Origin of the sequence: Actinospica acidithermotolerans (genome assembly GCF_018139625.1) — a bacterium.
Classification (GTDB): Bacteria; Actinomycetota; Actinomycetes; order Streptomycetales; family Catenulisporaceae; genus Actinospica; species Actinospica acidithermotolerans.
The window spans coordinates 1-11,700 of sequence record NZ_JAGSOH010000172.1 but is presented as its reverse complement, the minus strand read 5'-3'; the positions used below and the strand labels follow the sequence as shown (position 1 = coordinate 11,700).

Sequence of the window (11,700 nt, the reverse complement as noted above, 5' to 3'; positions counted from 1 at the left end):
GACAGCGGGGGCGGGAGCGGTGACGGGAGCGGGGGTGGTGACGGGAGCGCCGGCGGAGCGGATGGCCGCGGCTTCGACCGCGAGCGGGTCACCTTCACCGGCTACTGGCGACGCGGCGCGACCGAGGAGGACCTCCTGAAGGAACTGCTGGCGACAAGCGCTGCAAGGTAGATTCGCCGATCGGCGCGGCCGAATTCCACCCCGCCTGCCGGTCCGTCCTGGTGCCTACCGGGGCGGCGCCTACTTGGACGGTGTCTACCGGGACGGCGCCCACTGGACGGTGTGTACCTGGGCTGCGCCTTACTTGGACGGGTTCTACCGGGACGGCGTGAGCTGCTTGGTGTAGTACACGAGCGTCCATGACCAGTCCGGGCGCGTCTCCCGACCCGACTCCTGATAGCCGAGCGCCTGGTAGAAGGCCATTGCTTCGGGCATGTTCGTTGCCGTGTCCAGGAACATCTCCTGAAAGCCGCGAGCCGCCGCTCGGGTTTCGAGACCTTCCATGAGCGCGCGGCCGACGCCGGTTCGGCGCAGTGCGGGGTGAATCCGAACGCGCAGGACTTCGGCCTGGCCACGGGAGTTCGGGCGGAATCCGCCCATGCCGACAGGATGGCCGTGCTGCTCGGCGACGAGGAACGCTCCGCCGGCCCGGATGAAGTTGGCGGGGATGTCGGCCAGGTCGGCGAACTGGATCGGTGCAGCGGAAGCAGCGGGTAGCTCGATCGGCACCGTCGGGTCGGCGGTGCGTCCGACATTCGGCAGGGTGCTGAGGGTCCACAGCGCTGGAGCGTCGCCCGGGTGAAACTCCCTGATCGTCGTCGTCACCCCGGCGATGCTCGCATCGAACACGACCGCGGGCTACGGGTTTTTCGTCGGCGTGCGCGACTTCCTACGTTCGGGACTTCCCACGTTCGGGACTCCCACGTTCGGGACTCCCACGTTCGGGACTCCCACGTGCGGGCCGGCCGCCTACGGATCGCAAGCCCGCGCCCCCGACACCACCCCGCCTCGGCCCCGCTCATCCACCATCCGAGCGAGGCCGCGAGTGGATCTACCCACCCATCCCCCGAACGGCCGAACGCCTATTCGGCTCAGGGGCCCGGCGTTCAGCTGCCCAGCGGCCCGGCGTCGGCTACTCGACCGCCCGAAGTTCGGGCATTCGGCGACGGGCTACCCAGCCGCCCGGCGTCCAAATGCTCAACTGCCCAGCGGCCCGGCGCTCGGCAACTCAACCGCCTGGGGTCCGACTGCTCAGCTCCTCAGCGGCCCGGCGCTCAGCTACTCGACCGCCCGGAGTTCGGGCACTCGGCCAGCGGCTACTGAGCCGCCCGGCATCCAGATGCCCAGCTCCTCAGCGACCTGGCGCTCGGCTCTCAACCGCCCGGCGTCCGACGGCTCAGCTGCTCAGCCGCTCAATTGCTCAGACCCTCAACCTGCCGCCGGTTCACGGCTCAGCCGCGGCGGACGTGCTCGACCAGGGCGAGGATGCCGCGGGCGATGCCGCCGTCGAGGTCGCGGACGGCGAAGGTGCCGGCCATGCTCGCGGCGGCGAGGGCGCAGGAGCGGTCGTCCAGGCGCTTGCGGGCGCGGGAGCCGGTCACTATCTCGAGCCGGTGCTTGGCCGGGTCCACGGCGAGCAGCACGGACTCGGCCGCGGCGGGACCCAGGGCGCCGTGCCTGGCCAGGGCCTCGGCGCGCGGCTCGGCGCCGAGGTCGCCGACGAAGACCGACCAGTTCAGGCCGGTGCGCTTCTCGGCGATCTTGATGGCCCGCTGGATCTGCGCGGACTCGATCACCGTCGCCTCACCAGGAGCCACTGGCCCCACCGGTTCCGCTCGAGGCGGCGCCGGCCTTGGCCTGGCCTTCGGCCGCGTCCTCGGCCGGGGCGCCGCCCTCGGTCTTGGCGGCGGTCTTGGCGTCCCAGCCGATCTCGGTCCGGTTGCTGTCGCCCTTGATCCACGACGGCAGCATCACCAGGAAGGTGATCAGCAGGAACAGGGCGACCGGGATGCCGACGAAGATCCCGATGGTGGCCAGCACGGACAGTCGGGGACCCGCGTCTTCGCCCTGGAAGTTGTCCGCGAAGGCCGAACCCGCGGCCAGCAGCGGGAGGGCGGTCAGCGCGGCCACGGTCCCGGCGCGCACCGCGGAACGCTTTGCTGATCTGATAGTCACAGCTCAACGTTACTCGACTCGTGTCCCGGCCATGCAGCCAGGTCGTGTATTCGCGGCGAAGATCAACCCAGCATGCGCAGCGCGCGGGCCAGCGAGCGCACGCGGGGGTTGCTCGCGAAGTCCTCGAGAAGCACCGGCGCGCCCGCTCCGTCGGCCAGTGGGTACCGCCAATTGGGGTACGTGTCGGCGTCGGTTCCGGGCAGGTTGTGCGGGCGGCGGTCGCCGACCGCGTCGGGCAGGTAGACGCCGACGAGACGCGCGGGTGTCCAGGCGAGGTACCTGTGCAGCGCGTCGACGGTCTCCGGCTCGCCCGCCCCCCGGCGCAGCAGGCCCTCGTGACGCAGGGTGGCGAGCCAGTCGGTGGCATCCATCGCGTCGCCCGAGAGTACGGCCGCGGTCGGGGGCAGGTCGTGCGTGGTGACGGTCGCGAGGCTTTCGGTGCGCCAGCGCGCGGCGTGCAGCGGCTTGCCGTCCGAGTCGCGCTCGAACCAGAGCACGCTGGTGCCGAGGATTCCGCGGCTGGCCAGCGACGTGCGCACCCACGGCTCGACCGTGCCGAGGTCCTCGCCGATCAGCACTGCTCCCGCGCGGTGCGCCTCGAGCGTGAGCACGCCGAGCATCGCGTCGTGGTCGTAGGTGACATACGTTCCCTGATCGGCGGTGGCGCCTTCGGGGATCCACCACAGCCGGAACAGGCCCATGACGTGGTCGATGCGCAGGCCGTGCGCGTGGCGCAGGTTGCCCTGGAGGATCTTCCGGTACGACGAATAGCCCGTCTCAGCGAGCTTGTCCGGCCGCCAGGGGCGCGAGCCCCAGTTCTGACCGGACTGGTTGAACTCGTCCGGCGGAGCGCCGACCATCACGCCGTGCGCGTAGACCTCGGAGTCGGCCCACACGTCGGCACCGTTCGACTGGGCGCCGATGGCCAGGTCGTGGATGATCCCGTACGGCATCCCGGCCCGGCCGCACGCGGTCTTCGCGGCCGCCAGCTGCTCGTCGAGGAGCCACTGCAGCCAGCAGTGGAAGTCGATCTCGGCGGCCTCGGCCTTCTGGAACGAGCGGGTCCGCGCGCTCTGCGGGTTGCGCAGGCCACGCGGCCAGCTCGCCTCGTCCCGGCCGTGCCGCGCGACGATCGTCATCCAGGTCGCGTGCGTACGCAGCGGTTCGCCCTCGCGACGCAGGTAAGCGCGGTAGTCGGCGTCCCGGCCCGGGCCGCGCAGCGCGGGCGGCAGTTCGTAGAGCAGCCGCAGGGCGCTGATCTTCGCTTCCCATACGGCGTCACGGTCGATCAGGTCGCCCGCCGGACCGGCCTTGCGCAGTTCGTCCCCGAGCGCGTCGACCTGCCTGCGGACCTGCGGCGGCGCGTACGCGTATTCGTGCGTGGATTCGATCCGCAGATGCGCCGGGTCCGGGTAGCGGCGCGAGGCCGGCAGGTAGGGCGAAGGGTCGATCGGCTGGACGCCGCTGGAGGCGTGCAGCGGGTTGATGACCAGGAACCCGGCGCCGAGGTCATTGCCCGCGAGCAGGGCCAACTGGGTGAGGTCGGCCAGATCGCCCATGCCCCAGGACTGCTGCGAACGGATGGCGTGCAGTTGCAGGGTGAAGCCCCAGGCCCGGCCGCGGCCGCCGGCCGAGGCCGTCTCCAGCCGGTTCGGGGCGATGGCGAGCGGGCAGGTGTGCGATTCGCCGCCGAAGTGCCCGCACAGCTGGTGCCAGCCGAGCGGCAGGCCGGGCGGGATCGCGTAGTCGTACTCGGCGAAGCCCTCGACCTCGCTCGTCCGGGTGCGCACCGGGGAGACGTCGTAGCGGCGGCCGCCGTTCTCCAGTTCGATCCACAGCCGCGGCGCGGCGTCGGCCGCGGCGTGCACGGTGACCTCGTCGCCGCGCCCGGTGCCGCCGGTCGATTCGGCGCGCAGCACGATGCACGAGGGCAGCGGACGCCGGATCCGCCGGTTGCGCAGGGCCTTGCGACACAGGGCGGTCGTGCTCGCGGGCACGCCGAAGGCGCCGAGCACGGCGATGAGCGTGGTCGCGGGCACCTCCACCCGGCGGCCTCGCCAGTCGTGGTATTCCGTGGCCACGCCGTAGGCGCGGGCCAGCGCGAGCAGATCGGGCCCCGGGCTCATGCGGGTAATTCTTCCGTGCCGAGCCGTCCGGGGAAACCCCGGCGCGCCGGTTGCGATCTCATCGGCTCGGATATCCGGCGGTCGGACCTCGACGGTTCGGGATTCAACAGGCCGTCAGACTCGCGGCCATTCGGGGCAGGAAGTGCTCCCAGCCGGCCAGATGCTCGCCGGGCGCCGGGTCGTCGGGGGCGATCTCCGCCCCGGCGCGCGGGGCGTGGACGACCTCCAGACGGGTGCCGGGTCCTTCGCCGGACGCGGCGGGCTCGGCCGAGACCGTCACCCCGTAGCGCCCGGCCGCCTCCGGCTGGTGCGACCAGCCCCAGGTGAAGGCGAGCAGGCGGCCCGGCTCGTACTGCTCGACGACGCCGATCATGGTCTGGCCGAGCGCCGGGAAGCGGGCGAGGTACTCGCCGCCGGGGACGAGGTGGACCGTCAGCTCGGCCGTCCACCAGCTCCGCACGATCTCCGGGTCGGTGAACGCGGCGAGCGCCCGGCCCGGGGGCACGCCCGGCAGCAGCAGTTCCGCGGTCACGGTGGCGGCCTCGGAGGCGAGCGCCAACTCGTATCTACCGGCCATGCGCGATCCCCTCGGGCACGCTTACGTCCCCGCTCGGCGGCGGGGACGTAAGCGCGATCTTCGATCAGGCGGCGAGCGGGCTGATCGCCGGGCGGACGCCCGGCTTCACGACCTGCGCGACGGACGCGACCGCCGCGACGGGGGGCTCGGCGGCGACCGTGACCCCGTCCGGAAGGTCTTCAGAGACGAAAAGACCGCTCGGGCCGGAGGCCTCGAACGGCAGAAGATCCACGTCGGCGCCGTATCCGCGCAGGTACGGCAGCCAGCGTTGGTCTGTGCGACCCGACGAGAGGATTCGCCAGGCCGATCCGTTCGGTTGTACCGGCGGCCGCTTCATCCGCCAGCCGAGATCGCCCAGCAGGCGGTCGGCCTTGACGTGGTTGCAGCGCCGGCAGGAGGACACGACGTTCTCCCATGCGTGCTGGCCCCCGCGCGAGCGCGGGAAGACATGGTCCACGCTGGTGGCGGGCGCGTCGCAGTAGACGCAGCGGCCGCCGTCGCGGGCGAAGATCGCCCGGCGGGTCAGCGGGACCCCGCGGCGCATCGGGACGCGGACGTACCGGGTGAGCTTGACCACGGAGGGGGCCGGCACTTCCCAGCCGACTCCGCGCGCTCCCGCGGCGTGCAGGCTGGCGCCCGTGCCTTCGAGCGTGACGGCCTTCTGGTTGAGGACGAGGACCACGGCGCGGCGTTGCGGAACGACGCACAGCGGTTCGTAGGATGCGTTGAGGACCAGCGAATGGGGCAACGGAGGCTCCTTCGTCAGCGCCCGGCACGTGGCTCGCACCGGACTCCGGGTACCCCTCGACCGACGACGCCGGTGTCCGTCTACGTCGAACCCGCGGGCGGTACGGCCATGACGGAACCATGGCCCCTCCGCCGCGCGCCGGGTTTGCCTGGCCGATCCGGGCCCCTGGAGACCCTGCCCGGGCTGGCAATCACACACCCGACCGCGTCGCCCCTCGCGGGGCATCATCTGCGCGGCCGCCTGCGGCGACCGCACACAACCTAGTGTGGCTGTCGGAGTTCTTCCCGCGCCACTGTGTTTTCACTCCGGCGCACGCCGCGAGCCTGCTCGCAGCCTCGTCTCGCGGCCGAAGTGCGGTCAACGGTAGTCAACGTCCGGGTGCGCCGATCCGTTCCCGCCGGTGCCCGAACCGGATGATTCCCGGCGTCGGCCACGCCGGGCCGAACAAGGGGGGACCGGCGGGCGGCCATCGGCCGACGGATCGGTGGAACGCGCCGGTGGGGGCGGTCGCGGGCCCCGCGGCGCCGGTCGGGTGCTTCGGGCGCCGGTGGCCGGGCACGGTGCCCGCTCATCCGGATCCGCTAAATTGTCGGTCGTCCGAGCGAGAGGATTCACCGACCCGTGTCCGCGATAGCCGCCGCTGCCTCCAGCACGCCCACGCCCTCGGTCACCCCCACGGCCGTGACCACGCATGACGTGCAGACCTGGGTCGACGCGCACGGTTCGCTGCTGCTGAACAACGGCCTGAAGATCCTCGGCATCATCCTGGTGTGCGTGCTGCTGCGGAAGTTCATCGCGCGCACCATCAACAAGGTGGTGCGGCACGCCGCGCAGGTGGCGGAGAGCCGGGCCGGCCGGATGCTGGAGGGCTCGGGCCTGGTCGCGACCGAGCGGGCCAGGCAGCGCACCCAGGCGATCGGCTCGGTGCTGCGGTCGGTCAGCTCGACGGTGATCTTCTCCGTCGGCACGCTCATGATCATCTCAGTGCTGCAGATCTCGATCACCCCGCTGCTGGCCTCCGTCTCCGCGGTGGGCGTCGCGGTCGGCCTCGGCGCCAAGGACGTGATCACCGACTTCCTGGCCGGGATCACGATGATCTTCGAGGACCAGTACGGCGTCGGCGACGTGATCGACACCGGCCTGGCCAGCGGCACCGTGATCGAGGTGGGTCTGCGGGTGACCAAGCTGCGCGACGTGGACGGCCAGATCTGGTACGTGCGCAACGGCTCGATCTCCCGGGTCGGCAACAAGTCGCAGGGCTGGGGCCGCGCGGTGGTGGACGTGCCGGTGGGCTACGGCGCGGACCTCGGCCGGGTGCAGGAGGTGCTGTCCGTGATGGCGGAGGAGATGTACGCCGACAAGGACTGGCGGCCGAAGTTCCTGGACGAGCAGCCGCCGCAGGTCCTCGGCATCGAGAACCTGGACGGCGGCGCGGTGGTGATCCGGGTGCAGGCCAGGACGGCGCCGCAGAAGAACTTCGAGGTGACCCGCGAACTGCGGCACCGGATAAAGCTGGCCCTGGACACGGCCGGCATCGAGGTCGCGTCGGTCGCAGCCTGACCGGCTCCCGCGCGACGTGACGGCTCCCATCACGACGCGACCGGCTCCTGTCGCGGCACGATCGGCTCCTGTCGCGGCACGATCGGCTCGCTTCAGTACGCTTTAGTACGCTTCAGCACTTTTTAGAACACTTCAGCGCGCTTTTTGCTTACCCTTCAGTACGCTCCGCCGATGGAGGACGCGCTCGTCGAGGTCGCGGTGCGGGCCGAGACGTAGAACGTGTCGTCCTGCGGCGCCCATCCACTGGTCGCGTGGTTGAACTGCACCGCGAACGTGAGCGTGCCCGGCGTGGCCGTATCGCCCTTGGCCAGCTCGAACTCGTACGTGATCGAGCCGGCCGAGTCCGTGGTCGTCACCTCGGTGAACTCGCCGCTCGCGCCCGAGTTCCACGATCCGGTGCTCGACAGGCCGCTGCACTTCGAGACCTTCACGGTCACATGCAGCGCGGTGAGCGGCTGCTTGATCGTCACCGAGAGGTCCAGCTCCGACCAGTTGGGGTTGCTCGCCTGGCCGACCGAGGATGTCCCGGCCACCAGCGCGGAGGCGGACGGGCTCGCGGGCGACCCGCTGCTCGTGGCGCTGGAGGAGGCGGCCGTCGCCCGGCGGGTGGCCTCGGTGGTCGCCGCCGGACTCGCGCTCTCGCTCGGCCCCGAGCCCTGCGGCGCCGAGCCGCCCGGGTTCGGACTGGGCGTCGGCGCGGCGACGGTCACCGAGTGATGGCCGTTCGAGGACGTGACGGCGATCGTGGCCGTCGCGCCCACCGCGATCGCGGCCGCGGCACCGACCGTGGCCAGCGCCACGCCCGCCGGAATCCCGGCCAGGCCGAGCCGCCCGAGCAGACCGAGCCCGCCGCGGCGTGACGCGCCGCCGCGGGCACGCGTGCGCCGCGTGGTCCGGGCCTCGCTCTCCTCGCTCTGCTGCGCGATCCTCGCGGCCACCAGCGCCTTGAGCCGGTCGGCGTCCGGCTCGTACTCGTCGGCGGCGGCCTCCAGCATCTCGCCGAGCCAGAGCTCCGGATCGCCGCCCTGCTGCTCCCGATCCCGATCACTGCTCCAATTCGGGTCCCGATCACTACTCCAATTCGGGTCCCGATCACTGCTCCAATTCGGGTCCCGATCACTACTCCGATTCCGGTTCTTATCACTGCTCCGATTCCGGTTCCGATCCCGGTCCGGATCCTGTTCGCCTCGCTCAGCCACGACCCCGCCGCCTCCTCTCCGTCGTCGTCCCGTCCGTGCCGGTTCCCAGCATCGCGGCCAACTCGGCCACCCCCCGCGAGGTCTGGCTCTTCACCGTGCCCACCGTTATCCCGAGCGTGCGGGCCGTCTCCTGCTCGCTCAGCCCGTAGTAATGACGCAGCACGACGCAGGCGCGTTTCCGCTCCGGCAGTTGCCGCAGCGCCGCCCGCACGTCGGCCACCGCGGCCACGTCCGGGCCGTGCGTCCGCTCGCTCCAGGTCGCGCCGAGCAGCCGGCGGCCCTTGCGCTCCCTGGTCAGGCCCCGGATCCGGTCCGCGGCGAGATTCACCACGATCCGCCGCACGTACGCGGACGGCGAGTCGGCGCGCGAGACCTGCTCCCAGCGCCCCCAGGCCTGGGCGAAGGCCTCGGCCGTGATGTCCTCGGCCGCGTCCTGGTCGCCGGACAGCAGATAGGCCAGCCGGCCGAATTCCCGGTGGTGGCTGGTAAAGAACACGTCGAACGCCTGGCGCGCGGCGTTGTCCGTCGCGCCGAGCGCGGTCGCTGCCATGAGCATGGGACTCTAGCAAGCCAATCTGTGAACCCGCCTCCGTCGACCGCTGATTCACCGGTGAACCGCGGCCGGCGGAGCCGGGAATTCCGATATGTCAGAGCACGGGGTCCCAGCCGTCAGTACCGGCGAGGTACTTCTGCGCGGTGTACGACGCGGCCGTCGAGCTGCTCAGCTGCGGCCCGGCCGAGGCCGCGGCGCCGCTGTCGTCGTACTGGTCGAAACGCGCGCTCTGCCACGTCGCGGAACCCATGTCCGTCCACGGCGTCGACGGGTTGATCGCCGACGGCAGCGACGTGTTGCGGAACACCACCTGCGGGACCATGCCGCTGGCCGGCTCCCAGGGGCGGCCCAGCCACCAGCTCGTCGTGGTGTTCGACGTCGTCACAGTCGAGTTCGTGACGAGGATGCCGTACGAATTCGCACTGTAGGTCGCTGCCGCGGTGATCGCGCCCTCGTTGGAGAATCCGTCATCGAGGATGTCGATGGTGGAGTGGTCGAAGACCATTGCGTTGTCGCCGAAAATGAAATCGACATCGCCTTCGATGGTCGAGTCGTAGAAGTAGTTCCGCAGGGTGGTGTTTGACGAGGAGCCCCAGCCGAGCAGCGTGTCCTGGTGGCCGTAGAAGACGTCGTCCACGTAGGTCTGCCGGTCGCCGTCGGCGTTGAGCGCGACCGCCTGCTTGGCGGTGATCGACGGGTGCTTGACCGGGCTGAAGGAGTTCTTGAAGGTCACGTACTTCGCGGTGAAGTTCGCCGCGTCGACGGTGACCGTCGCGCTGCCCTCGGTGCCGTACGTGCCGCCGCCCGACTTCGCGGTGCCGCTGGCGATGTCGTCCGAGATCACGACATTCGCCGGATTGCCGGTGGCGCCGAGGAATTCGACGTTGGGCTTGTCCGCGGGCACCGTGACCTGTTCGTGGTACGTGCCGGCCGCGATCTTGATCGTGTAGGTGCTGGAACTGTTGGCGGGCACGGCGTTCACCGCGGCCTGCACGCTCGTGTACGAGGCGCCGCTGCCGCTGGGCCCGACGGTGAGCGTGTCGGCGGACGCGGCCGCGGCCGCGGCCGCCTTGGCGGTGGCCGAAGTGGTCGCCGAAGTGGTCGCCGTGGTCGAGGCGGCCGACGCGGTCGCCGCCGTCACCGAGGGAACGGACGGAAAGCTGCAGGTCGGGTAGCTACCGGCCGCCGAGGACAGCGCGCTCACCGACACGCCGGTCCCGGACGCGGTGAGGTTCGAGTCGTACTGATACACCTTCGCGTACTCGGCGGTCGAGCCGGTCGCGTCGAGTTTCACGTGCGACAGGTAGAGCCCGAGCGGATACGTCGAGCTGTAGCCGACGAGGTCGTTCTTCGCGCCGGACAGGGAGTTCACCGACACCACGCCCTCGACCGTGATCGCAGTGAAGTTCGGGATGTCCGAGCCGGAGCTCGACGAGTAGCGCGTGTCGAAGACCAGCGGCGCCTTCATGTGGGTGAGGCAATTGTTCAGGTACTCGACGTTGTGCACGGAGCCGCCGCGCGACGCGTCGGACTTGATGCGCAGGCCGTTGTCCGAGCCGGACACGTTGCCCGCGCTGTCCTCGCCGTCCACGGTGTTGTTCTCGACCAGCACGTTCGAGACGCCGGAGTTGGTCTCACTGCCGATCGAGATGCCATGCGTGCCGTAGAAGTGCGAGTCGGAGATGGTGACGTTCGACGTCGCGGCGCTGCCGGCCTTGATCGCGATGCCGTCATCACCGTCCTCGATGTACGAGTCGTACACCGTCGCGTCCGTCGTCCCGGCGATGTCGATGCCGTCGGTGTTGCGAGCAGTAGCCGGGGTCTCGATGCGCACGCCCCACACGGTGAGGCCCGTGCCGTTGGAGTAATAGAGGTGGAACATCGGCGAGTTGAGCAGGTTGATGTCGTACGCGGTGAAGGAGTTCGAGCTGTTGACCTGGATCAGCCGCGGCGACTGCTGGTTGTCCCCGGCGGTCTGCGCCTCCTTGGCGAGCGTCCACCAGCTCGTCGACGTGCCGAGCATCGACTCGTCCCCGCGCCCGTCGATCGACCCCTGCCCCGAGCTACCGCGCTCCCCCATGATCCCAGCGTTCGCGCCCGAGACAGTGATGAAGGCGTTGCAGCCGCCCTCCTTGGACGAGAGCGTCCCGCAACTCGCTGAGGAGGCTGAGTTCTGATACGCGGAGGCCTTCCGCGAGGCGAAGAGGGTGACGCCTTCGCCGACGACGAGCGTCTCCTTAGCGTGCACGGTCAACGGCCCGCTCAGGAAGTCCCTGTGCGTACTGCCGCTCAACAGCACCGCCTTCCCACTCCCCGCGCAGGCGTCGAGCGCCGCCTGAATCCGACTCGTGTCCGGCGCCGCCGACTCCACCGAAGCCGAAAACGCCCGCGACGACGCCGTCAGCGTGCCCGTCAGCGTCTCGCACACCCCCGGAACACTCGGCTGGCTGACCGTCCGCGCATCCCCCGTCGCGGCCGGCAAGGTACTGACTCCACTGGCATTCGCGCTATGCGCCAACAGCGCGGCACCCGCGCTCAGGGCCACCAGCGCGCCCAACGCGCCGACGGCAGTGAACTTCGTTCGGGATCTCATGCCCCTTCAGTCGAGGAAGGAGGCAGAAAGGTTGCCACCCGTATTGCGCAGTCTCCATTTCCCACCATTTTCACCGCACAACCCCATTCCTGCACCTTTTGTCAGACCCGCCACATACACTGGAGGTAGTTGATCGGATACGGTGCGGATGGGGGCGGGTGGCATGGAT

General features: G+C 70.5%; 9 protein-coding genes and 1 pseudogene. 1 reads left to right on the top strand and 9 read right to left on the bottom strand.

Annotation, left to right across the window (positions count from 1 at the left end; translation table 11 throughout):
• Window positions 1–315: 315 nt before the first annotated feature.
• The 6 genes and pseudogenes from KDK95_RS36445 to KDK95_RS32045 form a co-directional block, all read right to left on the bottom strand.
• The gene (locus KDK95_RS36445) at window positions 316–825 is read right to left on the bottom strand and encodes a GNAT family N-acetyltransferase (RefSeq protein WP_212522106.1); all 510 of its coding nucleotides are present in this window, start codon (window positions 823–825) and stop codon (window positions 316–318) included.
• 626 nt (window positions 826–1,451) lie between these two features.
• The gene (locus tag KDK95_RS32065) at window positions 1,452–1,817 is read right to left on the bottom strand and encodes a DUF5130 family protein (protein ID WP_212522105.1); all 366 of its coding nucleotides are present in this window, start codon (window positions 1,815–1,817) and stop codon (window positions 1,452–1,454) included.
• Window positions 1,804–2,175 (bottom strand): hypothetical protein, encoded by a 372-nt coding sequence (locus KDK95_RS32060; protein WP_212522104.1) that lies wholly within the window; start codon window positions 2,173–2,175, stop codon window positions 1,804–1,806. Before KDK95_RS32060 ends, KDK95_RS32065 begins: the two co-directional genes overlap by 14 nt.
• 62 nt (window positions 2,176–2,237) lie before the next feature.
• Window positions 2,238–4,310 (bottom strand): 4-alpha-glucanotransferase, encoded by a 2,073-nt coding sequence (gene malQ, locus KDK95_RS32055; RefSeq protein ID WP_443612927.1) that lies wholly within the window; start codon window positions 4,308–4,310, stop codon window positions 2,238–2,240.
• A 94-nt stretch (window positions 4,311–4,404) separates the two neighbouring features.
• Entirely contained in the window at window positions 4,405–4,878 is a 474-nt protein-coding gene (locus tag KDK95_RS32050; RefSeq protein ID WP_212522102.1) for an SRPBCC family protein, read from the bottom strand.
• 232 nt (window positions 4,879–5,110) lie between these two features.
• Window positions 5,111–5,626 (bottom strand): annotated as a pseudogene (locus KDK95_RS32045) (HNH endonuclease); the annotation flags it as partial.
• Between the two features lie 621 nt (window positions 5,627–6,247).
• On the opposite strand from KDK95_RS32045, the gene KDK95_RS36440 reads away from it, so the two are divergent.
• The gene (locus tag KDK95_RS36440) at window positions 6,248–7,186 is read left to right on the top strand and encodes a mechanosensitive ion channel family protein (RefSeq protein WP_212522100.1); all 939 of its coding nucleotides are present in this window, start codon (window positions 6,248–6,250) and stop codon (window positions 7,184–7,186) included.
• A 155-nt stretch (window positions 7,187–7,341) separates the two neighbouring features.
• On the opposite strand, the gene KDK95_RS32035 is transcribed toward KDK95_RS36440, so the two are convergent.
• The 3 genes from KDK95_RS32035 to KDK95_RS32025 all read right to left on the bottom strand — a co-directional run bounded on the left by KDK95_RS32035 (window position 7,342) and on the right by KDK95_RS32025 (window position 11,231).
• Complete coding sequence (locus tag KDK95_RS32035; RefSeq protein ID WP_212522099.1) at window positions 7,342–8,181, bottom strand: hypothetical protein; 840 nt, start codon at window positions 8,179–8,181, stop codon at window positions 7,342–7,344.
• Window positions 8,182–8,377: 196 nt separating this feature from the next.
• Window positions 8,378–8,935, bottom strand: a complete 558-nt coding sequence (locus tag KDK95_RS32030) for a SigE family RNA polymerase sigma factor (protein ID WP_212522098.1) — start codon at window positions 8,933–8,935, stop codon at window positions 8,378–8,380.
• Between the two features lie 97 nt (window positions 8,936–9,032).
• Window positions 9,033–11,231: a pectinesterase family protein gene (locus tag KDK95_RS32025; RefSeq protein ID WP_212522097.1), complete on the bottom strand. Its 2,199-nt coding sequence runs from the start codon at window positions 11,229–11,231 to the stop codon at window positions 9,033–9,035.
• Window positions 11,232–11,700 lie beyond the last annotated feature (469 nt).

Coding starts and splice junctions, on each gene's coding strand:
- KDK95_RS32050 (WP_212522102.1), bottom strand. CDS start 4,878: ATGGCCGGTAGATACGAGTTGGCGCTCGCCTCCGAGGCCGCCACCGTG.
- KDK95_RS32035 (WP_212522099.1), bottom strand. CDS start 8,181: ATGCTGGAGGCCGCCGCCGACGAGTACGAGCCGGACGCCGACCGGCTC.
- KDK95_RS32030 (WP_212522098.1), bottom strand. CDS start 8,935: ATGGCAGCGACCGCGCTCGGCGCGACGGACAACGCCGCGCGCCAGGCG.